Annotated in this window: 25 protein-coding genes; 12 read left to right on the top strand and 13 right to left on the bottom strand. The window is 69.7% G+C overall.

Annotation, left to right across the window (positions count from 1 at the left end; all coding sequences use genetic code 11):
• Nucleotides 1-4: 4 nt before the first annotated feature.
• From ABD648_RS07910 to ABD648_RS07885, 6 genes are all read right to left on the bottom strand, one after another.
• Nucleotides 5-415 carry a VOC family protein gene (locus tag ABD648_RS07910; RefSeq protein ID WP_282214416.1) on the bottom strand — a complete coding sequence of 137 codons (411 nt, stop codon included), beginning with the start codon at nucleotides 413-415 and terminating at the stop codon, nucleotides 5-7.
• A 92-nt stretch (nucleotides 416-507) separates the two neighbouring features.
• On the bottom strand, nucleotides 508-774 hold the full coding sequence (locus ABD648_RS07905) for a glutaredoxin family protein (RefSeq protein WP_282214415.1): 267 nt from the start codon (nucleotides 772-774) through the stop codon (nucleotides 508-510).
• Between the two features lie 90 nt (nucleotides 775-864).
• On the bottom strand, nucleotides 865-1263 hold the full coding sequence (locus tag ABD648_RS07900) for a DUF1801 domain-containing protein (RefSeq protein WP_282214414.1): 399 nt from the start codon (nucleotides 1261-1263) through the stop codon (nucleotides 865-867).
• 4 nt (nucleotides 1264-1267) lie between these two features.
• Nucleotides 1268-1648, bottom strand: coding sequence for a hypothetical protein (locus tag ABD648_RS07895; RefSeq protein ID WP_282214413.1), 381 nt, complete (start codon nucleotides 1646-1648; stop codon nucleotides 1268-1270).
• A gap of 107 nt (nucleotides 1649-1755) precedes the next feature.
• On the bottom strand, nucleotides 1756-2766 hold the full coding sequence (locus ABD648_RS07890; protein WP_282214412.1) for an FUSC family protein: 1011 nt from the start codon (nucleotides 2764-2766) through the stop codon (nucleotides 1756-1758).
• Nucleotides 2767-2796: 30 nt separating this feature from the next.
• Nucleotides 2797-3537, bottom strand: a complete 741-nt coding sequence (locus ABD648_RS07885) for an SDR family oxidoreductase (RefSeq protein WP_282214411.1) — start codon at nucleotides 3535-3537, stop codon at nucleotides 2797-2799.
• A gap of 116 nt (nucleotides 3538-3653) precedes the next feature.
• Here ABD648_RS07885 and sigJ point away from each other — a divergent pair, with 116 nt between their 5' ends.
• Genes sigJ through ABD648_RS07870 form a run of 3 tightly spaced genes read left to right on the top strand, consistent with a single transcriptional unit; the run spans nucleotide 3654 to nucleotide 7418 of the window.
• Entirely contained in the window at nucleotides 3654-4535 is an 882-nt protein-coding gene (gene sigJ / locus ABD648_RS07880) for an RNA polymerase sigma factor SigJ (protein ID WP_282214410.1), read from the top strand.
• A gap of 25 nt (nucleotides 4536-4560) precedes the next feature.
• A complete protein-coding gene (locus ABD648_RS07875; RefSeq protein ID WP_282214409.1) occupies nucleotides 4561-5961 on the top strand; it encodes a M20/M25/M40 family metallo-hydrolase in 1401 nt (466 codons plus the stop codon).
• Nucleotides 5958-7418, top strand: coding sequence for an MFS transporter (locus ABD648_RS07870; protein WP_282214408.1), 1461 nt, complete (start codon nucleotides 5958-5960; stop codon nucleotides 7416-7418). Before ABD648_RS07875 ends, ABD648_RS07870 begins: the two co-directional genes overlap by 4 nt.
• 80 nt (nucleotides 7419-7498) lie before the next feature.
• On the opposite strand, the gene ABD648_RS07865 is transcribed toward ABD648_RS07870, so the two are convergent.
• From ABD648_RS07865 to ABD648_RS07855, 3 genes are all read right to left on the bottom strand, one after another.
• Nucleotides 7499-7639, bottom strand: a complete 141-nt coding sequence (locus ABD648_RS07865) for a hypothetical protein (RefSeq protein ID WP_282217556.1) — start codon at nucleotides 7637-7639, stop codon at nucleotides 7499-7501.
• A gap of 196 nt (nucleotides 7640-7835) precedes the next feature.
• Complete coding sequence (locus ABD648_RS07860; protein WP_282214407.1) at nucleotides 7836-8240, bottom strand: VOC family protein; 405 nt, start codon at nucleotides 8238-8240, stop codon at nucleotides 7836-7838.
• Between the two features lie 33 nt (nucleotides 8241-8273).
• On the bottom strand, nucleotides 8274-9062 hold the full coding sequence (locus tag ABD648_RS07855) for a siderophore-interacting protein (RefSeq protein ID WP_282214406.1): 789 nt from the start codon (nucleotides 9060-9062) through the stop codon (nucleotides 8274-8276).
• A gap of 80 nt (nucleotides 9063-9142) precedes the next feature.
• Between ABD648_RS07855 and ABD648_RS07850 the strand changes: the two genes are divergently transcribed.
• The 4 genes from ABD648_RS07850 (at nucleotide 9143) to ABD648_RS07835 (ending at nucleotide 12969) form a co-directional block, all read left to right on the top strand.
• Nucleotides 9143-10132, top strand: coding sequence for a siderophore ABC transporter substrate-binding protein (locus ABD648_RS07850; protein ID WP_282214405.1), 990 nt, complete (start codon nucleotides 9143-9145; stop codon nucleotides 10130-10132).
• A 74-nt stretch (nucleotides 10133-10206) separates the two neighbouring features.
• Nucleotides 10207-11193, top strand: a complete 987-nt coding sequence (locus ABD648_RS07845) for an iron chelate uptake ABC transporter family permease subunit (RefSeq protein ID WP_282214404.1) — start codon at nucleotides 10207-10209, stop codon at nucleotides 11191-11193.
• Nucleotides 11186-12217 (top strand): iron chelate uptake ABC transporter family permease subunit, encoded by a 1032-nt coding sequence (locus ABD648_RS07840; protein WP_282214403.1) that lies wholly within the window; start codon nucleotides 11186-11188, stop codon nucleotides 12215-12217. Before ABD648_RS07845 ends, ABD648_RS07840 begins: the two co-directional genes overlap by 8 nt.
• On the top strand, nucleotides 12214-12969 hold the full coding sequence (locus ABD648_RS07835) for an iron ABC transporter ATP-binding protein (protein WP_282214402.1): 756 nt from the start codon (nucleotides 12214-12216) through the stop codon (nucleotides 12967-12969). Before ABD648_RS07840 ends, ABD648_RS07835 begins: the two co-directional genes overlap by 4 nt.
• 13 nt (nucleotides 12970-12982) lie before the next feature.
• Here ABD648_RS07835 and ABD648_RS07830 read toward each other — a convergent pair whose 3' ends face one another.
• The 3 genes from ABD648_RS07830 to ABD648_RS07820 form a co-directional block, all read right to left on the bottom strand.
• Entirely contained in the window at nucleotides 12983-13180 is a 198-nt protein-coding gene (locus ABD648_RS07830; protein WP_282214401.1) for a hypothetical protein, read from the bottom strand.
• Nucleotides 13181-13221: 41 nt separating this feature from the next.
• Entirely contained in the window at nucleotides 13222-14181 is a 960-nt protein-coding gene (locus tag ABD648_RS07825) for a DNA-3-methyladenine glycosylase family protein (RefSeq protein ID WP_282214400.1), read from the bottom strand.
• A 68-nt stretch (nucleotides 14182-14249) separates the two neighbouring features.
• On the bottom strand, nucleotides 14250-14960 hold the full coding sequence (locus ABD648_RS07820; protein ID WP_282214399.1) for a winged helix-turn-helix domain-containing protein: 711 nt from the start codon (nucleotides 14958-14960) through the stop codon (nucleotides 14250-14252).
• Between the two features lie 328 nt (nucleotides 14961-15288).
• Between ABD648_RS07820 and ABD648_RS07815 the strand changes: the two genes are divergently transcribed.
• The 5 genes from ABD648_RS07815 (at nucleotide 15289) to ABD648_RS07795 (ending at nucleotide 22166) form a co-directional block, all read left to right on the top strand.
• Nucleotides 15289-15597: a GNAT family N-acetyltransferase gene (locus tag ABD648_RS07815; RefSeq protein ID WP_116634422.1), complete on the top strand. Its 309-nt coding sequence runs from the start codon at nucleotides 15289-15291 to the stop codon at nucleotides 15595-15597.
• A gap of 51 nt (nucleotides 15598-15648) precedes the next feature.
• Entirely contained in the window at nucleotides 15649-16116 is a 468-nt protein-coding gene (locus ABD648_RS07810; RefSeq protein ID WP_282214398.1) for a DIP1984 family protein, read from the top strand.
• A 328-nt stretch (nucleotides 16117-16444) separates the two neighbouring features.
• Entirely contained in the window at nucleotides 16445-17890 is a 1446-nt protein-coding gene (locus ABD648_RS07805; protein ID WP_282214397.1) for an MFS transporter, read from the top strand.
• A gap of 109 nt (nucleotides 17891-17999) precedes the next feature.
• The gene (locus ABD648_RS07800) at nucleotides 18000-19169 is read left to right on the top strand and encodes an exonuclease SbcCD subunit D (protein ID WP_282214396.1); all 1170 of its coding nucleotides are present in this window, start codon (nucleotides 18000-18002) and stop codon (nucleotides 19167-19169) included.
• Nucleotides 19170-22166 (top strand): AAA family ATPase, encoded by a 2997-nt coding sequence (locus ABD648_RS07795; protein ID WP_282214395.1) that lies wholly within the window; start codon nucleotides 19170-19172, stop codon nucleotides 22164-22166.
• Nucleotides 22167-22199: 33 nt separating this feature from the next.
• Here the strand turns inward: ABD648_RS07795 and ABD648_RS07790 are convergent, their stop codons facing one another.
• A complete protein-coding gene (locus tag ABD648_RS07790) occupies nucleotides 22200-22757 on the bottom strand; it encodes a phosphorylase family protein (protein WP_282214394.1) in 558 nt (185 codons plus the stop codon).
• Nucleotides 22758-22789 lie beyond the last annotated feature (32 nt).

Genomic DNA, 22789 nt, shown 5'->3' with positions numbered 1-22789 from the left:
CCGGTCACTCCGGGTTGCCGTGCAGCATCCAGGCGATGCCGAACCGGTCGACGAGCATGCCGAAGGTCCCGCCCCACGGCGGGACGTCCAGCGGCACGGTGATCGTCGCGCCGTCGGACAGCCTGTCCCACACCTGTTGCGTGACCTGCTGGGTGTTGCCGCTGAGCGACACCGAGATGCCCTGCGGCTTCTCGTAGGTCATGCCGGAGGGGGTGTCCGAGGCCATCAGGACCAGGCCCTCGGGTGTCGTCAGCTGTCCGTGCATCACCAGGTCGTTCTGGCTCGGATCCTGCACCATGTCGGGGAAGTCCCCGAAGACGCTGATGTCGAGCACACCGCCGAGGACGCTCTGATAGAACTCGAGCGCCTCCCGCGCGTCGGTGCGGAAGGAGAGATACGGGTTGAGATCGGGCATGGACGACTCCGAGGTTGTGCGGACGAGACCCGGGGCGGCCCCGATGCAGGTCAGTCTGCGCCGGGCCGCGCTCGTCCGCAAGGGGTCGTGCGTCAGCTCGGCAGTGCTTTCACCGCTGCGGTCAGCACCTGCGGAACAGTGGGCACGCCCTCGGCGCGGAAGACCTCGGCGCCGGCGTCGTCCCGGATGATGACGGTCGGTGTGAAGCGGATCTCGAGCGCCTCCGCGGCGTCCGGCTCGCGGGCGACGTCGATCTCCGTGATCGTGGCGTCCGGAAGGAAGCGCACGGCATCGGCGAGCACCGAACGGGTGCGCGAGCATGCGCCGCAGAACGACGAGGAGACCAGGGTCAGCTCCATCCGCACCTCCTCGGGGTCGTGTCCGTCCCTTCGATGCAACCTCCGGCGATCGTCGCGTGTTCCCTGACGGGCCAGCGCGCTTCGACCGCTTCAGAACTCCGTGCGCTTGACGAGGCCGCGGTTGGTGCGGATGTGCTCGTAGTCCCACTGGATCTCGCGAGCCGCCGACAGCCAGGCGCCCAGCGCGTCGACGTCGATCTCGTCGGCGCTCCGGTAACGCACCTCTGCGGCCTCGAACGAACCCGACGGCGCGAGTCCCGCGGCATCGAAGGACTGCCCGCTCCAGAACATCAGCCGCACCGCATCCTTCAGGCGGTCGTATCCGACGATCGGGTTGCCGTCGAGGAACCAGACAGGATGCGCATGCCAGACCTTCGCGGTCGCTTCGGGGAGTCCTCGGTCGATCTCCGCCGCCAGCAGGTCGCAGATCTCCCGATCCTCGGGCGCGAGCTTTCGGTGGTAGTCGCGGACGTCGTCGGGGAGGGGCATGTCGTCAGCCTCGGTCCAGCCCGAAGGTGTGCTTCACGAGTGCGCGGACGTCTCGGTCGAGCCCGTCGATGCGGGAGTCGATGGCATCGAATCGGGAGTTGACGGAGTCGAATCGGGAGTTGACGGAGTCGAATCGGGAGTTGACGGAGTCGAACTGGGAGTTCACGGAGTCGAACCGGGAGTTGACGGAGTCGAATCGGGAGTTGACGGACTCGAACTTCCAGTCGACGGCGTCGAACCGGCCGATCACCTCCCCGCGCAGCCCGCTGATCTCCGCCCGGAGAATGCGGATGAAGAGCGTCGACACGATCGTGAGCATGCCGAACATCAGGGCGATGACCGCCCCGATCATGGTCCAGGTCTGAGGTTCGGTCAAGGCGGGCACGCTCCCATTCTGTTCGGACACGGCCATCCTGCCAAGGGGGTGCGTGCGGCGGCAGCCGTTGGGGACAAGTCGAATCCTGCAGGTGCTGGGGAGGAGCGCTGATGTCCTCAGCGGCCCTCGGGCACCGCCCGCGGATGCAGCAGGCCGGATGCCGCGCCGAGCGCGGCCCCGACGAGAGTGTCGACGATGCGCTCGCCGGCGACGTCCATCGCGCCGATCTCCCCGGTCGCGGCTCCCGTGAGCAGCAGGACGAGCGGCGTGATGAACACCAGAGCCAGGGCGTAGTGACGCACCACGACGAGCTCGATCGTGAACTGCAGCGCGGCGAGGAGAAGAGCGAGCCAGAGTCCGGACGGATGCAGCAGCGCGAGAACCGCGTAGACGCCGGTGCCGGCGACGGTGCCGAGCATGCGATGCAGCCCGCGCTGGAACGCCTCTCTCCGTGCCGCCGCGACGCCGATCACGGCGACCGCCGATCCGACGATCCAGTAGGTGCGCGCGGGATCGATGACGAGGCCGAGGAGCACGCCGACGACCGCGACGATGGCGACGCGAAGGAGGAGCACTCGCGCGCCGGTGTCGAGCGTGGGCCCGGGGAGCAGCGTGCTCAGCCGACGCGCGCTCTTCATCCGTGTCCGGGGAGCGAGCAGCGGCGCCATGGCGACGGCGTACGAGAAGACGCATCCGGCGGCGAGGGCGCCGACGTACACGAGGGGCGAGACGTCCGAGACCGCCACCACGTGCGCCGAGAGCCCGAAGACCAGCACGAAGAACAGCGGGTCCGGCGGGCCGAGGCGGAAGCCGAAGGCGAGTGCGGCCGAGACGACCGCCACGACAATCACACCGATGCTCACCAGCCACGGGCTCCCCGCGACGAGCACGCCGGACGCTGCGCTGAGGACGAGGCCGGCCGCGATCAGCGGGAGCGCCCGTGCCCGATCGACGGTGGGCGCTGAGCCGACGTACAGCACGGTGAACGCACCGCTCGCGGCGATGTATCCGAGGGCCGGCTGGCCGAGGAGGGTCATCACGGCGATCGGAACCCCGATGCCGAGCGCGGCCTGCAGCGCGAGCGGCCAGCGCGGCCCTCGTGACGGGGCGAAGGCGAAGAGGCTCACCCCTCCATTGTCGTCTCCGCGCGGCATCCGTCAGCGCGTGGCGAGCCATTCGTCGAAGGTCTGTCGCCCCAGAATGGCATCCGGTCCGGGGAGAGCGTCTCCGGCACGCATGCCGGCCATCTGCGGGCCGGGCACGTTCAGGGCGGGAATCCATCCGTGGTAGCCCTGTCCGCGCGCATAGGCGCGGATCATGTCGGCAAGTCGCTCCTCACGCGGGCCGGCGAGGTCCGGAACCCGTCCCTGCGGCGCTCTGACGGCGAGGTCGGCGAGACGCTCGCCGACCTCGCGAGCGGCGATGGGCTGGGTTCGTGCGTTCGGGGCGACGTGCAGGGGACCGACCTTGGCCCTCGCGAACATCTGCGCCGCGAACTCGTGGAACTGCGTCGCGCGCTGGATCGTCCACGGCACTCGCGAAGCCTCGATCACCTTCTCCTGTGCGACCTTGCCCGCGTAGTAGTCGTAGGGGATGCGATCGATGCCGACGATGGAGAGCAGCACGATGTGCGCGACGCCGGCGTCCGCGGCGGCCGAGACGAGATTCCCCGTCGCCGCGGTGAAGAACTCGATCGCCTCCGCGGCTTTGAGCGTCTCGATGCTCGCGACGTCGATGACCGCGTCGACGTCGGTGAGGGCAGCGTCCAGTCCAGCGCCGGTCACGAGATCGACGCCGTGCGAGCGGCTCAGCACGACGGCGTCGTGCCCGGCCGCTCGCACCGCCTCGACGGTGTGTCGACCGACCACTCCGGTTCCTCCTGCGACGGCGATCTTCATGACGGGCTCTCCTCGGTTCGGGCTCATACTCTTCCGACGACGCGGGAATCGGAAACGTGAGGTGCTCCGGCGGAATCGTGTCGACGCACGATCCGATCGGGGACAGGATAGAGGCGATGGACGATATCGACGCTCTCGAAGCCGAACGCCGCAACCTTCTCGCCCTCGCGTACCGCATGCTCGGCACCGTGGCCGACGCCGAGGACGCCGTGCAGGAGACGTATGTGCGCTGGTACCGCATGTCGGAGGAGGAGCGCGCCGAGATCATCAATCCGGCCGCCTGGCTCACGCGCGTCGCGGGGCGCGTCTGCCTCGACGTCCTCGGATCGGCGCGGGTGCGGCGCGAGAGCTACGTCGGTCCGTGGCTGCCCGAGCCGCTTCCGCGCAGTTCTCCGCTCGTGTCCTCCGCACCGCTCGATCCGCTCGATCGGGTCACGCTCGATGAATCCGTGAGCATGGCGCTGCTGGTGGTGCTGGAGTCGCTCACGCCGGCGGAGCGCGTCTCGTTCGTGCTGCACGACGTGTTCGGCGTGCCGTTCGCGGAGATCGCCGAGACCGTCGGCCGGAGTCAGGACGCGGTCCGCCAGCTCGCCTCGCAGGGGCGACGACGTGTGCGGGATCGTCGAGCGGGGAGGGCCACGCGTGAGCAGCACGACGCGGTGGCGCGCGCCTTCCTCGAGGCGTCGGCGACCGGAGAGCTCGAGCGGCTCATCGCCCTGCTCGATCCCGACGTCGTCCTGCGGTCCGACGGCGGCGGCAAGATGTCCGCAGCGCGCCGTCCCGTGGTCGGCGCCGACCGCGTGGCCCGGTTCCTGCTCGGCATCCCGCATCTCAACCCCGGCATCGAGCTCCATCCCACAGAGATGGCCGATGGCATCGCGCTACTGGCCACGCTGAACGGCCGTACCGACTCGGTCGTGTCCTTCGTCGTCGCAGATGATCGCATCACCGAGATCTTCCTCGTGCGAAACCCCGACAAGCTCACCCAGTGGCAGTGAGAGGGTGCTCGATACGATGGCGACTGTGACCACAGCGACCGTGCGCCCCGGCATCGCCGACCGGCTCTCGCAGATGATCCGGCTGCCCACCGTGTCGGCCGAGCTCGAGGAACGCGGGTCCGGACCGTTCGAGGACTTCGTCGCCCTCATCGCCGAGCTGTATCCGCTCACGCACGAGAAGCTGCGGCTGGAGCGGCATACGGATTTCGGACTCCTGTTCCGCTGGGCGGGGCGCGGCGGGGCATCCGACGGCCCGCTCGTGCTGATGGCGCACTACGACGTCGTCCCGGTCGACGAGAGCGACGCCTGGACCCATCCGCCCTTCGACGGCGTGATCGCCGACGGCTCCGTCCACGGCCGCGGCGCGTTGGACGACAAGGGCCCGCTGATCGTGGTGCTGGAGGCCGTCGAGAATCTGCTCGCCGACGGGTTCGTCCCGGCGCGTGACGTGTATCTCTCCTTCGGTGGCAACGAGGAGACGTACGGGCGTGCGGCAGAGGAGATCGCACGCGTCCTCCGCGAGCGCGGGATCGTTCCCTGGCTCGTCGTCGACGAGGGCGGCGCGGTCGTCGACGCGCCGCTGCCCTTCGTCCCCGGACGTGCGGCGATGATCGGAGTCGGAGAGAAGGGCGTGATGACCCTGCGGCTGTCGGCCCGCGGCGAGGGCGGCCACGCCTCGGCGCCGCCGTCGCTGACGGCCGTGCGGCGCATCGCGCGTGCCGTCGACCGGCTCGGACCCGCCACGTTCCGACCGCACGCCTCGACGGCGATCCGACGGATGCTGACGCAGCTGGCCGCCCAGACGCCGGGCCCCGCCCGCCACCTGCTGCGCCTGCTCGGCTCGGCGCCGCTGCTGACCGCCCGGCTGTTCGCCGCGCTCGGCGGTGAGCCCGCGGCTCTCGTGCGCACCACCGTCGCGCCGACCATGCAGTCCGGCGGCACGGCGGCGAACGTGCTTCCATCCCAGGCATCGGCCACGGTGAACCTCCGGATCGCCCTGGGGGAGACGACGCGACAGACGGTGTTCCGCGTGCGTCGTCGCATCCGCGATCCGCTCGTCGCCGTCGAGGTGGTCGAGGCGAGCGAGCCGTCACCGGAGTCCCCGACCGACAACGCACAGTTCGCACTCCTCGCGGAGGCGCTCGAGGTCTCCCACCCCGGGGTCCCCGCGGTGCCCTACGTGATGATGGCCGCCACGGATTCGCGGCACCTGCACCGGTTCTCGCCGGCGGTCTACCGCTTCGCACCGCTGGACATGTCGAACGCGCAGCGCGCGTCGATCCACGGGGTCGACGAGAGCGTCGAGATCGCCGCGCTGGAGCGCGGGGAGCGATTCCATCGCGCTCTTCTCGAACGGCTACAGTGTGCTTCGACTCGTCGCTGCGCTCCTCGCTCAGTAACCGAGCAAGGAGAGGATCTCGGATGACGCGCACCCGCACGCTGGGAACCCTCGCCGTCGTCGTCGGTTTCCTCGCCTTCGTCGAGTTCACCAGCGGGGTGCTGCAGGGCTATTACACGCCGATGCTCAGCGACATCGCCCGGCACCTGGGCATCCACGACGCCGACGTGAACTGGCTCGAGGGAGCTCAGCTCATGCTGTCCGCCCTCGTCGTCCCCGCGTTCGCGAAGCTCGGCGACATGGTCGGCCACAAGAGGATGCTGTTGATCTCGACGGCCCTCACCGCCGCGGCTGCCCTCGTGCTCCCGTTCACCGACTCGTTCGGCGTGTTCCTCGCGGCCTGGGCTCTCATGGGGTTCTACGTCGTGTGGCTCCCGCTGGAGATCGCCCTCATCTGGTCGCGGTCGCGTCGGATGGAGGGACGCTCGTCGATCACGGCAAAGGCGGCAGGACTCCTCGTTGCCGCTCTCGAAGGCGGCGCGATCATCGGTGCGCTCGTGGGCGGAGCACTCATCGACGTGCTGCCGCTCACCGTCGTGCTGCTGGTTCCGGCGGTGCTCATCGTCGTCTGCTTCTTCGTGATCCTCTTCGGAGTGAAGGAGTCGCCGGATCCGACCGGCGGCATCTTCGACACCGTCGGTCTCGTGCTCATCTCGCTGGCCCTCGTGTGCTTCACCGGCGGGCTCAGCCTGCTCCGCCTCGAGGGCGGACTGGTGAACCCCTGGTCCTGGGCCGTCGTGCTCCTCGGCCTCCTGCTGGTCATCCCCTTCGTGCTCTGGGAGCTGCGCTGCGACGACCCGCTGATCGACGTGCGCATGTTCCGGTCGCCGGCTCTCGGCCCGGTCTTCCTGACCGCCGGGCTCTTCGGGGTGAGCGTTCTCGGCGCGCAGGCGCCGCTGTCGACCTTCGCGCGCACCGACCCGACCGTGTACGGCTACGGACTCGGGACGACCGGATTCGCCACCTCGCTCATCATCGGCGTCTATCTCGTCGCCATGATCACCGGTGCACTGCTCTTCCCGACGATCGCCCGACGGCTGTCGCCGCGGATCACGCTGATGGGAGCGTCCGTGCTCGTGGGCATCGGCTTCCTGCTGTTCCTGCCGTTCCATCACGAGTACGCCCAGGTCATCACGAACATGGTGATCGTGGGACTCGGCTCCGGTGCGCTGGTCGCCGCGCTTCCGGCCGCCGCGGCATCCGCTGCCCCCGCCTCGCAGACCGGTGTCGCCACCGGGCTGACCAACTCGGTGAAGACGGTCGGAGGCGCGATCGCGTCGTGCGTCTTCGGCATCGCCCTGCTGAACGGCGTCGCGACCACGGCCGGTGCGACAGAGGGCACGGCGGGGTCGCTCGCCGGCTACTTCACGGTCTGGGTCGTGTGCGGCGTGACCGCGCTCGCCGCAGCCGTGCTGCTCGTCTTCGTTCCCAAGGCGGCCTTCACGGACCGCGCCGTCGATACCGAGGCGGCACCGGCCGTCTGAGTCCAGCCGCGCCGGAGGCGAAGCTCCCTGACGGAACTCGGAAAGGGGCGGGCGGAGAACACTCCGCCCGCCCCCTCCTGTCAGTCGCCCTTCACGTTGACGAGCTGCCGCAGCGTGTGCCGGATTGACACGAGGCCGGCGGCATCCGCCATCACCTGGTCGATCAGGGGCGATTCTCCGGCTTTCTCGTGGTGCTCCGCCGCGATCTGCGAGCGCGCCACAGCGCGGTCAAACCACTGCCGAGAAAAGCGATGCCGAGCCCGCCGACGACGACGGCTTCCCAGGATTGGTCTCCTCTTCTCATCGACGGCACCCCGTCGCGGACGTCCAGCCAGATCGCCAGCGCGATGAGCGCTCCGCCAGCGAAGACCAATCCCGCGAACAGCCAACGATCCCGGGCCCTGCTCCGCCCGGGCGTCAAGCCTGCTCGCGCGGAGGGTTGTACATGAATTCGATGCGGATGCCGTCGGCGTCTTCGACGAACGAGGCGTAGTACCGGTCGCTGTAGCGGGGATACTCCTTGGGTTCGCGCACGGCGGTCCACCCGGCGTCGAGGGCCACCGCGTGCAGCCGGTCGACCTCTTCGCGGGTGTCCATCGCCCACGCGAGATGCTGCCATCCGACGCGTCCGTGTCGATGCGGACCGGAGTCCTCGTCCCACGTGTAGAGGATGATCTCGGTCTCGTCGCCGTTGTTCCACGAGATCGAGTGGTCGTCCTCGCCGCCGCTGCGGTAGCCCAGCGCCGTGAGAACAGGGTGGAACTGCGCCCGGCCGCGCTCGAGGTCGTCGACGGTGATGCCCAGGTGATCGAGAAGTGCCATGCCGCCAGTCTTCCAGGGGCCGCGGACGTCGCACTAGTGCGGGGCGTGGTACTCGGCTTGGCCGCGCTTCCAGTAGCCCTTCACGACGGCGTTCGACGTATCGACGCCCCACCGGTCGAGGAGCGCCCGGCCCGGCTTCACGATCGACTGCTCGGCGGCGAGGAAGACGAACGGATCCTCGCCGACGGCGTCGTCAGCGGTCAGCGCCTCGAGGAACGCGATGAGCGCCGAGCCGGAAGGAGCGTCGCCGCGGTGCAGCCATTCCACGTCCACCGGAGCGTCGAGCTCGATCTCGCGACCGGCGGAGACTGTCTCGATCACGATGCGCGCGGGGGCGCCAGTGGGGATGAGCGTCGCGAACCGGCGGATCGCGGGGATGGCCGTCTCGTCGCCGGCGAGCAGCCAGGAGCCGGGCGTGCCGACCAGGACCGCGGATCCGCGCGGGCCGCCGACGCCGATCGACGAGCCGAGCGGTGCCTTCGCCGCCCAGGGCGCCGCGACGCCGGCATCGCCATGGACCGCGAACTCGACGTCGAGCCAGTCCTCGCCCCAGGCCAGCGGCGTGTACTCGCGGCTGGGAGCGGCGCGCAGTTCCTCGACCGAATCCGTGGGGCCGGCGGGGAAGAACAGGCGCATGTGGTCGTCGGAGCCGGGGGAGTCGAAGCCCGCGAGATCGGAGCCCGTCAATCGCACCCGCACATAGTCCGGAGCGAGCCACTCGCGGGCGCTCAGGGTGACGTTGCGGAAGCGCAGATCGAGGCCGCGACGCTCGATCGAGAAGTCGGATTTCGTTCGCTCATAAAGTAAGGCTAACCTAATCATGACGAAGCAAGGTCACCCTAACTTCGTCCGTCCGGCGCCCCGTCGCGTGCGCGCAGATCCCGCAGAACAGGAGCCTCTCCATGTCCGTGCCCAGAACCCTCACCGCCACGAGTCTCGGCCTCGTCGGCCTTCTCGCCCTCGCCGGCTGCGCCGCAGGCGCGGCTGCCGAACCCGAGAAGACGGAAGCTGCACCGGCATCCGTCACGATCGAGGACAACACGGGCGAACACGAGATCGCGACGCCTCCGGCATCCGTCGTGGCCCTCGACAACCGCACCTTCCAGACGCTGTCCGATTGGGGAGTGGAGCTCTCCGCCGGCGCCGTGGCCCTGATGCCGGAGACGGTCTCCTATGTGAAGGACGACGCCATCGTCGACGTGGGCCTGCACAGCGAGCCGAACCTCGAGGCCGTCGTGGCGGTCGAGCCGGATCTGATCATCAGCGGCCAGCGCTTCACCCAGCACAACACGGCCATCGCCGAACTCGTGCCGGATGCCACCATCATCGACCTCGAGCCGCGCGAGGGTGAGCCCTTCGACGAGGAGCTCAAGCGGCAGATCACCGTCCTCGGCGAGATCTTCGGAAAGCAGGACGAGGCGAAGAAGCTGGTCGACGAGTTCGACGCTGCCGTGGAGCGCGCGAAGGCCGCGTACGACGACGCCGACACCGTCATGGCCGTGAACACCTCCGGCGGTGAGATCGGCTATCTCGCGCCGACCGTCGGCCGCTCGCTCGGCCCGGTCTACGACATCCTCGGCCTCACCCCGGCGCTCGAGGTCGACGACGCGACGGACGACCACCAGGGAGACGAGATCTCCGTCGAGGCGATCGCCGCGTCGAACCCCGACTGGATCCTGGTCCTCGATCGTGACGCCGTGTTCGCGGCCGAGACGCCCGATTACGTGCAGGCAGCCGAGATCCTCGAGAACTCCGAGGCGCTCGCCGGCGTCACCGCGGTGAAGGACAAGCAGATCGTCTACATGCCCACGGACACGTACCTGAACGAGGGCATCCAGACGTACACGACGTTCTTCAACGACCTCGCCGACGCCCTCGAGGACGCGAAGTAACGCCTACCGGTCGTCGGGTGGGCGAAGCGAGACGACACGTCCGCTTCGCCCGCTCGACGCTTCGGGACTCCCTCATGACCTCCGCTGACCTCGCCTCGCCGCCCCGCACCTCCGGGCGGCTCTTCGACGTGAAGCTGCTCATCGGTGTGCTCGTCGTCGCCGCGCTTCTCGTCATCTCGCTCTTCACGGGCGTCTACGACATCGCGGGCGCCGGTGACGGCGGCGAGATGTTCCAGATCACCCGCGTGCCGCGCACGATCGCGCTCGTGCTCGCCGGCGCCGCCATGGCCATGGCCGGGCTTGTGATGCAGCTGCTCACCCAGAACCGCTTCGTCGAGCCGACCACGACCGGCACCACGGAGTGGGCGGGTCTCGGTCTGCTCGCCGTGATGATCCTCGTCCCGCACCCGTCGCTGACGCTCCGGATGGTCGGCGCCGTCGCGGCTGCCTTCGTCGGCACCCTCGTGTTCTTCGCCTTCCTCCGCCGCGTCGCCCTGAAGTCCTCGCTCATCGTGCCGATCGTGGGGATCATGCTCGGGGCCGTGGTCGGCGCCGTCTCGACCTACCTGGCCCTCGCCACCAACTCCCTCCAGATCATCGGGGTCTGGTTCGCCGGCAGCTTCACGTCGGTGATGCGCGGACAGTACGAGATGCTGTGGATCGTCGCGATCGTGGGCGTGATCGTGTTCATCGTGGCGGATCGCCTGACGATCGCGGGACTCGGCGAGGAGATCGCCACGAACGTCGGCGTGGACTACAACCGGGTCATCCTGCTCGGGACCGTGCTCATCGCCATCACCACCGGAGTCGTCACGGTGGTCGTCGGCAATCTGCCCTTCCTCGGGCTCATCGTGCCGAATGTGGTCTCGATGGTGCGGGGCGATGATCTGCGCAGCAATCTGCCGTGGGTGTGCCTGCTCGGCATCGCGATCGTCACGGTCTGCGACATCATCGGCCGCACCATCATCATGCCGTTCGAGGTGCCGGTGTCCCTGATCCTCGGGGTCGTGGGCGCGATCGTCTTCGTCCTCCTCCTGCTCAGGCAGCGTCGACGTGGCTGAGGGCGCGACGCTCGCCGTGCTTCCGCGGACGGCCGGCGCCTTCACGACGGCACGCGCGCGACGGCGCTGTCTGCTCGTGCTGGGCATCCTGATCGTGCTGGCGGTCGGGTCCGGATTCGGCTTGCTCGCCTGGGGCAATCCGATGCCGGCGGGATCGCCCGGGTTCTGGCGCATCGCGCAGCACCGCGCGACCGACGTCACCGTGATGGTGCTCGTCGCCATAGCGCAGGCGGTCGCGACGGTCAGCTTCCAGACCGTCACCAACAACCGCATCATCACCCCGTCGATCATGGGATTCGAGTCGCTGTACCGTGTGGTGCAGACCTCGACGGTGTACCTGTTCGGGGTGGCGGGACTCGTCGCTATCCAGGGCGTCGGGCAGTTCGCGATCCAGGTCGCCGTCATGGTCGGACTGGCCGTGGCACTGTACGGGTGGCTCCTCTCCGGGCGCTACGGCAACCTGCAGATCATACTGCTGATCGGCATCGTGATCGGCGGCGGGCTCGGGGCCGTGTCGACGTTCATGCAGCGCCTCCTCACACCGAGCGAGTTCGATGTGCTCGCGGCCCGCCTGTTCGGCAACGTGTCGAACGCCGACCCCTCGTACCTCCCGCTGGCGATCCCGCTCGTGATCGCGGCATCCGTCGTGCTCTGGTTCCGCTCGCGGAGGCTCAACCTGATGGCGCTCGGTCCGGATGCCGCGCGCTCGTTGGGTCTGGATCACCGGCGCGAACTCTTCCTCGTGCTGTTCCTCGTCGCCGTGCTGATGGCGACGTCGACCGCACTCGTGGGTCCGATGACGTTCCTGGGTTTCCTCGTCGCCACACTCGCCTACCAGTTCGCCGACACGTACGACCATCGGCTCATCTTCCCGGTGGCCGTGCTCACGGCGTTCACGATCCTCGCCGGCGCGTACTTCGTGATGAAGAACGTCTTCTACGCGCAGGGGATGGTGTCGATCCTCATCGAGCTCGTCGGCGGCACCGTCTTCCTCATCGTCATCCTCAGAAAGGGCAGGCTGTGATCGCACTCGACGGCGTCCGGCGGGACTACAGCAGCGAGGTCGCCATCGGCCCCGTCGACCTGGAGATCCCCGCCGGGGGGATCACGGCCCTCATCGGTCCGAACGGCGCCGGCAAGTCGACCCTGCTCACGATGATCGGTCGGCTGAACGGGATGGATGCCGGTGCCATCGAGATCGCGGGTCTCGACGTCGCCTCGACCAGGTCGAAGGACCTGGCGAAGGTGGTCTCGATCCTGCGCCAGGAGAACCACTTCGTCACCCGGCTCACGGTGCGTCAACTCGTCGGCTTCGGGCGCTTCCCGCACTCGAAGGGCCGGCTGAACCGGGTGGACGAGGAGATCATCAGCCGCGCGATCGACTTCCTCGACCTGGGCGCCCTGGAGGGGCGCTACCTCGACGAGCTCTCCGGCGGGCAGCGCCAGCGCGCGTATGTCGCGATGGTGCTCGCGCAGGACACCGAGTTCGTGCTGCTGGACGAACCGCTGAACAATCTCGACATGAAGCACGCCGTGCAGATGATGAAGCACCTGCGCCGCGCTGCCGAAGAGCTCGGGCGCACCATCGTCATCGTGCTCCACGACGTGAACTTCGCCGGGCACTACGCCGATCACATCTGCGCCATGAAGGACGGCGCGGTGGTCGATTTCGGTTCACCGGAGGAGATCATGACGGATGCCGTGCTCACCCGCGTCTTCGAGACACCGGTGCACGTGATCGACGGCCCCTCGGGACCGCTCGCCGTGTACTACTGACGGACGCGGGCGATCAGAGCTCGATCCCGTGGTCCTCGTCGTTGACGCCGGCGTTGTTCCCGCGTCGCGACTCGTAGCCGAGGAACCAGCCGAGCCACACGATCGCGGCGAGCAGCAGACCGAGCCAGACGTTCTGGAAGATCAGCCCGATGACGACGCCCAGGACCAGCAGGCCGGCGGTGACGGAGACGCGGAGCACGGTGCGGGACATGACCTCAGCCTAGATCCTGTCCCACGGAGGGCGCGGGGTCTTCAGCGGTCGCGATGGTTCTCCGGTGCGAGGCGCGGACCACGGCGCGGCTCCTTCACCCCGCTGGCGTAGATCAGGCGGATGACGCGCTGGCGATGGCCCGCCCAGGGAGCGAGGAGCTCCAGCATCCCGTCGTCGTCGGTGCGGGCGCCCGCGAGCACATGGCCCACCTCGTGCGCCAGATGGAAGTCGCCGACGCTCACGGCGTCGGGGTCGCCGAGCGCCCGGATGCGGGTCTCGGCCGAGGTCCAGGCGCCGACCCCCGGAAGGCTCGTGAGGATCCGTTCGGCTGCCGCCCCATCGTCAGCGGCGCGGACGGCTCGCTCGATCCGGTCGCCGCGCTCGGCGGACCGCACGATCGTCTTCGACTGCGGCGGCTCGACACCTGCCCGGTGCCACGACCACGACGGGATGGTGCGCCAGACGGATGCCGCGGGCGGCGCGAACATCGGCCGCGGGGTGGGGCCGGGCGCACGCTCCCCGAAGCGCGACACCAGGAAGCGCCAGGCGCCGAAGGCCTGCACGGCCGTGACCTTCTGTTCGAGGATCGCGCCGGCGAGTGCATCGAAGATCTCGTCCGTGCGCGTGAGACGCAGACCCGGGTTGCGACGGGCGACCTCGGCGATGAGTGGATGCCGCGACGCGTCGAAGCCCGTGGCGTCGTCGCGCGCGCCGCACAGGTCGGGCACCCGGTCGAGGGCCTCGGCGGCGCCGGCGCCCCACGCGGTGGCCCTGACCTCGCCGCCGCTCGCCCGCAGCGCGAGTGTGGCGGCGCCGAGCGGCGTGCGCACGGCCCGCCAGATCACGGCGCCGTCGATCACGGTCGTCGGGTCCGTTCCCCCGCGGCGCAGCACGCCGACCGTGCGTGCAAGATCGAGGTCGTGCGAAGGGCGGTAGACCGTCTCCTGCGCAGCATCCTCCCGCGCGGCTCCGGCCGCTCCGGCATCCGCTGTCAGGGTCATGCGCCCACCCTACGCGGCGGTGCTGACACCGGTCCGCGCCGCGCGATCCGGCGCAGGAGCGACTCGGGTCAGAAGCGGTCGGGCGAGGGCGTGCCGTGGCCGTAGCGGATGACCACGTCGGCGTGACGGTCGAACCGGTAGCCGATGCCGCGCACGGTGCGGACGATGTCCTCGTAGCGGCCGAGCTTGGCGCGCAGGCGACGCACGTGCACGTCGATCGTGCGCTCGCCGGGGGTCTCGTCGTCCTGCGCCTGCCAGAGAGCCGAGACGAGCTCGGAACGCTCGATGGTGCGACCCTCGCGGAGGACGAGGTACTGCAGCAGCTCGAACTCCTTGTACGTGAACGCGGCGGACTCGCCGTCGATCAGGACGCGCTTGCGGGAGATGTCGACGGTCACGCCCGTCTCCTCCTCGGCGATGTCCTCTTCTGCGGCGGCCTTGGTGCGGGCGATAGCGCCGGGCTCCTGCAGTGCGAGGCGGACGACGTCGAGGTCGCGGCCTCCGGAGCCGTGCGGGGCGAGGGCGACGGTGGCGTGGGTCTCGGCGCCCGGTGCGAGTTCGGCGAGCGTGCGACGCAGGGCGTCGACCAGGAGCGGGAGGCTCACGCCGGCTTCGGCGGCCTTGATCTCGTCGAGTCCGACGTAGAGGGCGAAGCCGCGGGGGGAGCGGACGGCGGGGAGGTCTGCGGCGGCGCCGTTCAGGGGCGCTGCGGCCTCGGACGAAACGGTGCGGGCCTGGGCGGAGGAAGCGGGACGCTCGAGAAGTGCGGTGTTCGACATGATGATGAAGTCCTCAGGACGTGAGCCGGAGAGCGGCTCTGATGCGTTGCATGAATGACCGGCGGAGCCGGGAAGCGAGCAAGGGTGGATGCTCGGTGACGCTGACATCGCAGATGGCGAATGATCAGGTCAGGCGGGGTGGCTGTTCGTTCAGCGACACATTCGGCAACACATGCCAACGCGACCGGGCATCATCATCCCGGCAGTCCCGTTCGCCTCCTGGGCGGACAAAGGGCGTGCGTTGGTGGTCATGGGGGGATTATGTCTGATCGTGTCGCCTCGTGTCAAAACGGGCTCCGTGCGCAGAAGCGGGCGTAACGTTGCTCGAATGACGATCTCGACCACTGTCGGCGGCTTCATCCTCACCGACGAGAAGGATGAATCGCGTTACACCCTCATGCGTGACGGACGGCTGGTGAGCGTGCTCGACTACCGTGACGACGGCCGCACGATCGCGCTGACCAGGGCGTTCACCATCCCGACTTTCCGCGGCCACGGCTATGCGGGGAAGGTCGTGGAGGGCGCCGTGGCCGACATCGAGTCGCGCGGCGATCGCAAGGTCGACGCCGTCTGCTGGTACGTCGCCGACTGGTTCTCGGCGAACCCGGAGCACGCACACCTCCTGCGCTCGCGCTGACGCGCCCGAGTATTTCGTTCTGTTACGCGGCGGCCCTGCGAGGATGAAGCCATGAAACTCGCCGAGGCCCTCACCGCACGAGCCGATCTGCAGCGCCGCATCGAGCAGCTGCGCGCCCGCATCACCTCGAACGCGCGCTACCAGGAGGGCGAGGAGCCGGCGGAGGACGCGGGGGCCCTGATCGTCGAAGCGGATGCCGCGCTCACCCAGCTGCGTGATCTGATCCGCCGCATCAACGCCACCAACTCGCGCCTCGATCTCGGCCGCGACGGCACCATGACCGACGCCCTTGCCGCGCGCGACGTGCTGCGCCTGCAGCACTCCCTGCTGACGGATGCCGCGGCCGCGGCATCCGGAGCGAACGATCACTTCCAGCGCCAGATGAGATCGGAGCTCCGGAAGATCTCCGCGCTCCCGGTCGCGGAGCTGCGCGCCAGGGCCGACGCGGTCGCGCAGGAGCTGCGCGAACTCGACAACCGGATCCAGCAGGCGAACTGGACGAACGAGCTGGAGGAGTAGGGCGGAAGTCGGTAGTCACGACGAAGCGGGCACAACCCCCGCCGGGAGGGGCAAGTTCCGGCACACCTGGAGGGCGGAGGGCAGCCCGGATCGCATCGCGCAGCCCCGCACGCCGCACAGGTGAAAGCGCACAGCGCACCATGCACCACCGCGTGCCGATCGTCGTGACGAGGGTGGGTCAGGGGACCTTCCGCTCTTCTCCTCCGAAGACCATGCGATAGAATGGAGTTCTGCTCAGCCCGTTGGCTGAGGTGGTCAGGCGCCGGGAGGCGTGCTGATCCGAGGCTCGAAACCTCCGGCATCCTCAACAGACACCGGAGGTTTTTCCATGTCTTCTTCCCTGCGCGCCCACCCCCGTACTCGTTGGTGGGCCCTCGCCGTGATCGCTCTCACCCAGCTGGTCGTCGTCCTCGACGGGACCATCGTCAGCATCGCCCTGCCGCGCGCTCAGCAGTCCCTCGATCTCTCCGACGGGCAGCGGCAATGGGTGGTGACGGCGTACGCGCTCGCGTTCGGCGCTCTCCTGCTGCTGGGAGGGCGGCTGTCGGACTACGTCGGGCGCAAGCGCATCTTCATGATCGGGATGGTCGGGTTCGGGGCGGCGTCGCTGTACGGCGGATTCGCGCAGCAGGGCTGGGAGCTCATCCTCGCCCGCGGACTGCAGGGGGCGTTCGCCGCGCTGCTCGCCCCGGCGGCTCTCGCACTGCTGACCGTGACGTTCCCATCGGGGCGCGACCGCAACACGGCGTTCGCGGTGTTCGGCATCGTCGCCGGAACCGGCGCCGCGGTCGGGCTCCTCCTCGGCGGTGTGCTCACCGAGTTCGCCGACTGGCGGTGGTGCCTGTTCGTGAACCTGTTCTTCGTCGCCGTCGGACTCGTCGGGGGAGCGCTGTTCCTCAGCGAGAGCAGGGCGGACGGCGACACGCACTACGACGTCTGGGGCACGATCACGGTGACCCTCGGTCTCGGAGCCCTGGTGTACGGCTTCAGCCTCGCGGAGAACGGCTGGGGGCAACCTCTCACGATCGCCTTCCTGGCGCTCGGCGCGGCGCTGCTCGGAGCGTTCGTCTGGATCGAGAGTCGCGTCGCGCACCCGCTGCTGCCGCCGCGGATCGTCGCGGACCGCGTGCGCGGCGGGGCGTTCCTCATCCAGGGCGTCGCGGGGGCGATCATGATCGGTGCCACGATGTACCTGACGTTCCACTTGCAGTTCGTGCTCGGGATGGGCGCCTTCACCGCAGGACTGGCGACGCTCCCGCTCCCCATCGCGACGATGGTGGTCGCGCCGCTCGCTACCCGGCTGCTGCCGGTCATCGGACCGCGACCGATGCTCATCGTCGGGCCGCTCCTCGCCGCCGCAGGGATGCTCTACCTATCGGGAATCACGCCCGATGGCGCCTACTTCCTTCAGGTCGCGCCCGCACTCGTGATCCTCGGCGTGGGCATGGCCCTCGTCTTCGTCCCGCTCCAGAACCTGGCGCTCACCGGCATCGCCTCCGAGGATGCCGGAGTCGCCTCCGCCGTGGCCAACTCCGCGATGCAGATCGGCGGGTCGATCGGCCTGTCGGTGTTCACGGCGGTCTACGCGGCTTCCGTCGGAGGCCACGCGCAGCGGGATGTGACGGCGCAGCAGCTGACCGACGCGTACGGCTGGACCTTCATCGTGGCGGCGATCTTCCTGGTCGGCGCTTCGGTGATAGCCGTCTGTATGGTGCGGGGCTCGAAAGACGAGCTGATGCCCGCCCACGGTGAGCTCGCGGTCGCCGCGCACTGAGCGCGCCGCGGCATCCGCGCCGGGTGGGCTCCCTGTGATTCACCTGCCAGGAGCGGATGCTGCGGCACGCCTCGGACCGAATGTCCGTGGGGGTTCGTAGCGTGTGAGTATGCGAATCCTGCACACCTCCGACTGGCACATCGGTCGCACGTTCCACGGTCACTCGACCATGGACGCGCTGGCCGAGGTGCTCGCGGCGCTCACCGCGCAGGTGCAGGAGAACGCGGTCGACGTCGTGGTCGTCGCCGGAGACGTGTTCGACTCGGCCACGCCTTCGGGCCCTGCCTACACCCTGCTCGGTGACGCGCTGGTCGCGCTGCACGAGACGGGCGCCCGCGTCATCATGACCAGCGGCAACCACGACTCGGCGGCCCGGCTCGGTTTCCAGGCCCGGCTGCTGCGCGACGGGATCCACGTTCTGACCGACCCGCTCGCCGTCGGTGAGCCGATCACCATCGCCGACGCCGACGGGCCCGTGCATTTCTTCGGCATCCCGTACCTCGAGCCGGCGATCGTTCGTCAGCACTGGCCGGAGGGCGACGCCGAAGGGCGTCAGCTGCGCACCCAGGCGCAGACCATGGCGCATGCGATGCATCTCGTGCGCGTCGGCATGGCCCAGCACTCCGGTCGGTCGGTCGCCATCGCGCACTGCTTCGCCGCGGGCGTCGATGCGACGATCGGGCTGGAGCGCGAGGTGCGGCAGGGCGGACTCGACGTCGTGCCGCTGAGCGTCTTCGACGGTCCCGACTACGTGGCGCTCGGCCATATCCACGGACGCCAGCAGATCAGCGAGCGCGTGCGCTACGCGGGGGCTCCGCTGCACTACAGCTTCGGCGAGCAGCACAAGCCTCGTGGCTCCTGGCTGGTCGACCTCGATGCCGACGGGCTCGCCGGTGTCGAGTGGCTCGAACTGCCGGTGCCGCGGCGCCTGGTCACGCTCACGGGTCCGCTCGAGGAGATCCTGTCCGAGGCGAACGTCGCCGCACACATCGACGACTGGGTCTGCGCGATCTACACCGACGCCGCCCCGCAGGCCGAGCCCATGCGTCGGCTGCGCGAGAGCTTCCCGTTCTGCGCGATGGTGCAGCACCAGCCCGAGGTCGTCGCCGAAGAGCGCGAGCGGAGCTACTCGCAGCGGCTGCGCGCCGCCGTCACCGACGCGGAGCGCATCGACGCCTTCCTCGAGCATGTGCGCGCGGGGCATGGGCCGACCGAGACCGAGAGCCGGCTGATCCGTGCCGTGCTCGACGACCGTGTGCGCGCGGAGGCGCTCGTCTAGATGCGCCTCCATCGCCTCGAGGTCGAGGGATTCGGCCCGTTCCGGTCCCGCCAGACCGTCGACTTCGACGCGTTCGCCGACGACGGCATCTTCCTGATCGCCGGACGAACCGGTGCGGGCAAATCCAGCATCCTGGATGCCGTCTGCTTCGGGCTCTACGGCGGGGTGCCGCGCTACGACGGCGGAGAGAAGCGGCTGCGCAGCGACTACTGCGAACCCGATGACATCTCGGAAGTGGTGGTGGAGTTCAGCGCCTCCGCCGGTCGCTTCCGCGTGACGCGCTCGCCCGAGTACCCGCGCCCGGCCAAGCGCGGCGGCGGCATGACCAAGCAGGCCGCGGCCGTCTCGCTGGAGGAGCGGACGGATGCCGGGTGGGTCGGCCGCGCGGCGCGGGCGGTCGACGTGGCCACCGAGCTCGACGAGATCCTGCAACTGAGTCGCGAGCAGTTCCTGCAGGTCATCCTGCTGGCGCAGAACAGGTTCTCCGAGTTCCTGCTCGCGGGGAGCAAAGATCGTCAGGCGCTGCTCCGGCGACTTTTCGGCACGCAACGGTTCGAAGACGTCCAGTCGCGTTTCGACGACCGGCGGAGGGTCGCAGAGCAGGCCCTCGGTGCTCGCCTCGCGACCGTCGCCGCGCGGGTCGACGAGGCGGAGCGTCTCGTCTCCACCGCCGGCCTCTGGGGGGACGGGAGCGACGACGAGGCGAGTGCCGGCGAGTCCGCGCGTTCAGCCGTGACGACGACGCCGGACCGGCTCGACGACCTGCGGCGCGCGAAGGCTCGTGCCGACTACCAGGCCGAGCGTCGCGCATCAGAACGCGTCGAAGCGGAGAAGCGTTCGGCCGCCGCAGATGCCGTGCTGGCCACCACACGCGAGGAGCAGCGCGCGCAGCGCGAGCGGGATCGTGCGCGAGCCGCTCTCGACCGCCTCGATGCCGAGGAGCCGTCGATGGCGGCGGTCCGCTCCGAGCTGAACGAGGCCCGATCGGCCGAGGGGCTCCGTTCGACCATCGCCTCCGCGGACCGAGCGCGGAAGGCGCTCGACAGCGCGAGCGGAGGAGAAGCCGACGCCCGTGAGGCATGGCAGCGCTTCGCGGTGGAAGTCGATGACGACCTGGCCGCGTGGGCCGCCGAGCGCCTCAAGGAGAGCGGAGCGTGGGAACGCGCGCACGAGCTCGAGCAGCGCGAGGCGGCGCTCGAGGAAGAGCTCCAGACCGCCGAGGCCGCTGTGCAGACTGCAGCGAGTCGCGCTTCGGCAGGAGCCGCAGAGCGCGATGACCTGCCGGTGAAGATCTCCGCCCTGACCGTCGAGCGCGACGACGCGAGGCGCACCGCCGACCGGAGGGGCGATCTGGCCCTGGCTCAGGAGGCCGCGGAAGCCCGCCTGCGGGCGGCCCGCGACGCTGCCCGTCTGCGCACGGACCACACGCGCGCCGAGCAGGAGCTCGCCGCGGCGACCACCGCACACGCCGCTGCGCAGACGGCGCTGGCGCAGCTGAGGCAGCGCCGCTTCGACGGAATGGCCGGCGAGCTCGCCTCGGGCCTGTCCGACGGCGAGGCGTGCCCCGTGTGCGGCGCGCACGAGCATCCGGCGCCGGCGACGCACGTGGATCCCGTCTCAGCCGACGACATCGCCACCGCCGAGAGCGCGCGTGACGCCGCGTCCGAGATCGAGCGTGCGGCGGCAGCGACGTCTTCGTCCCTCCGGGCAGCGCTCGCGGCGGCCGAGACCAAGGCGGACGGACGAACGGTCGAGCAGGCCGAGCACGAGCATCTCGAGGCCGTCGACGCTCACGCGGAGGGTGTCGTCGCGGCCGATCGCGTCAAGACCCTCGAGGCGCAGCTGCTGGCCCTCTCCGACCGGGCTGCGCTGCTCGAGCGCCGACGTGCCGACGATGATGCGGCTCTCGCGGCCTCGCGAGAGCAGCTCGTGCTGCTGACCCAGCGCGTGGCCGACGCGCGCACGCTGATCGCCGATGCCCGGGGGTCTTTCCCCACCGTCGCCGAGCGCCTCGCCGACACGACGGCCAAGGTGACGGCGGCACGTGCTCTCGCCGAGGCCACGGCCGAACGCGCGCGGCGCGCGCAGTCCCTGAGCGAGGCCGAGGCTGAGAGAGACGCCGCATTGGCTGATTCGGCGTTCGACGATGTGGCCGCAGCCGTCGGAGCCCTGCGGTCGGCCGAGGTGCAGGAGGCACTCGACGCGCGGATCTCCCAGCACGCGGTGCAACGCGAGAAGGAACGCGCCATCCTGTTCGACCTCGAGCTGCGGACCCTCCCCGAGGAGCCGATCGACCTCTCGCCCGCCGAAGAAGCCGCAGCGACAGCGCGCGCGAGCTGGATGCACGCGGTCGACGAGGCGAGTCGCGCGAGCGGAACCGCCGAGCGGCTCGACGGGCTGATCGACTCCGCCGCCGCGGAGCATGCCGAGACGGCCGACGACGCCGCCGAGTTCGAGATCCTCCAGGGGCTCGCCGACACGATCGCCGGGCGCGGTGCCAACACCCGCAAGATGGCGCTCGAGACCTTCGTCCTCGCCGCAGAGCTCGAGGAGATCGTAGAGGCCGCGAACCGCCGGCTGTACGACATGTCCACGGGGCGCTACCAGCTGCAGCACTCCGACGCCCTCGCCGCGCGCGGCGCGGCATCCGGTCTGGGGATCGTGGTGTCCGATGCCTTCACCGGGCAGACGCGTCCGCCTCAGTCGCTCTCCGGCGGTGAGACGTTCCTCACCTCGCTCGCGCTCGCTCTCGGCCTCGCCGAGGTGGTCACGGCGAGGGCCGGCGGTATCCAACTGGACACGCTCTTCATCGACGAGGGCTTCGGATCGCTCGACGGCGACACGCTCGACGTGGCCATGCGCACTCTCGACGAACTGCGGCAGGGCGGCCGCACCGTCGGGGTGATCAGTCACGTGGAAGCCATGCAGGAGCAGATTCCCGCGCAGCTCACGGTGCGCGCCACCCCCCACGGCCCGAGCATCATCGAGACGCGCTGAGACGGCCCGGGATGGGGCGGCGCGTCGGCGCCGTCAGACCCCGTATTCGTCGCGGATGAAGTCGCGCAGCTGCACGCTGCACCGCGCGACGGCCTCGCGCCAGTCGGTGAGGGCCCCGTCCTCGGCCTGATCGGAGACGGCGCGGAAGACGCGGATCGGCACGTCGAACTGCTCGGCGACCCAGATGTACGCGTACGTCTCCATGTCCACCAGCGCGGCACCGGTCGGCCGGATCACGGCGGTGACCTCGGCGTCGTCCACGAAGTGATCGCCCGTGGCGATCAGCACGCCGTCGCGGCCGGTCGCCACGCGAGCGGGAAGCGAGACGTGCTGGCCCGCGACGCCGTCGAGATCGGTGACGTCATGCTGGAACGCGGTGCCGATCTCGTGGACCGTCGCCTCGAGATCCGGATCGATCGCACCGGCGGTGCCGACCGCGACGATCTCGTCGTAGTCGCGCGCGTCGAGCGCGCGGGTGAGCGCATACGTGGCCTGGAGCTTGCCCGGGCCTGTCACGAGGCGATCGAACCCATCGAGTGTGTCCGGGAAGGCGGTCAGTTCGGACGCGAGGGCGGCGACGAGGAGTTTCACTTCCTCATTCTTTCAGGTCGCGCCTGGCAGGA

This window comes from Microbacterium luteolum (assembly GCF_039533965.1).
In the GTDB taxonomy this organism is placed as follows: domain Bacteria; phylum Actinomycetota; class Actinomycetes; order Actinomycetales; family Microbacteriaceae; genus Microbacterium; species Microbacterium luteolum.
This window is presented reverse-complemented; position numbering and strand designations above follow the sequence as displayed.

Bases quoted from the DNA above. Each gene is read 5' to 3' on its own strand.
- ABD648_RS07910 (WP_282214416.1), bottom strand. From the start codon at position 415: ATGCCCGATCTCAACCCGTATCTCTCCTTCCGCACCGACGCGCGGGAG.
- ABD648_RS07905 (WP_282214415.1), bottom strand. From the start codon at position 774: ATGGAGCTGACCCTGGTCTCCTCGTCGTTCTGCGGCGCATGCTCGCGC.
- ABD648_RS07900 (WP_282214414.1), bottom strand. From the start codon at position 1,263: ATGCCCCTCCCCGACGACGTCCGCGACTACCACCGAAAGCTCGCGCCC.
- ABD648_RS07885 (WP_282214411.1), bottom strand. From the start codon at position 3,537: ATGAAGATCGCCGTCGCAGGAGGAACCGGAGTGGTCGGTCGACACACC.
- sigJ (WP_282214410.1), top strand. From the start codon at position 3,654: ATGGACGATATCGACGCTCTCGAAGCCGAACGCCGCAACCTTCTCGCC.
- ABD648_RS07870 (WP_282214408.1), top strand. From the start codon at position 5,958: ATGACGCGCACCCGCACGCTGGGAACCCTCGCCGTCGTCGTCGGTTTC.
- ABD648_RS07860 (WP_282214407.1), bottom strand. From the start codon at position 8,240: ATGGCACTTCTCGATCACCTGGGCATCACCGTCGACGACCTCGAGCGC.
- ABD648_RS07855 (WP_282214406.1), bottom strand. From the start codon at position 9,062: ATGATTAGGTTAGCCTTACTTTATGAGCGAACGAAATCCGACTTCTCG.
- ABD648_RS07850 (WP_282214405.1), top strand. From the start codon at position 9,143: ATGTCCGTGCCCAGAACCCTCACCGCCACGAGTCTCGGCCTCGTCGGC.
- ABD648_RS07845 (WP_282214404.1), top strand. From the start codon at position 10,207: ATGACCTCCGCTGACCTCGCCTCGCCGCCCCGCACCTCCGGGCGGCTC.
- ABD648_RS07830 (WP_282214401.1), bottom strand. From the start codon at position 13,180: ATGTCCCGCACCGTGCTCCGCGTCTCCGTCACCGCCGGCCTGCTGGTC.
- ABD648_RS07825 (WP_282214400.1), bottom strand. From the start codon at position 14,181: ATGACCCTGACAGCGGATGCCGGAGCGGCCGGAGCCGCGCGGGAGGAT.
- ABD648_RS07820 (WP_282214399.1), bottom strand. From the start codon at position 14,960: ATGTCGAACACCGCACTTCTCGAGCGTCCCGCTTCCTCCGCCCAGGCC.
- ABD648_RS07815 (WP_116634422.1), top strand. From the start codon at position 15,289: ATGACGATCTCGACCACTGTCGGCGGCTTCATCCTCACCGACGAGAAG.
- ABD648_RS07810 (WP_282214398.1), top strand. From the start codon at position 15,649: ATGAAACTCGCCGAGGCCCTCACCGCACGAGCCGATCTGCAGCGCCGC.
- ABD648_RS07805 (WP_282214397.1), top strand. From the start codon at position 16,445: ATGTCTTCTTCCCTGCGCGCCCACCCCCGTACTCGTTGGTGGGCCCTC.
- ABD648_RS07800 (WP_282214396.1), top strand. From the start codon at position 18,000: ATGCGAATCCTGCACACCTCCGACTGGCACATCGGTCGCACGTTCCAC.
- ABD648_RS07795 (WP_282214395.1), top strand. From the start codon at position 19,170: ATGCGCCTCCATCGCCTCGAGGTCGAGGGATTCGGCCCGTTCCGGTCC.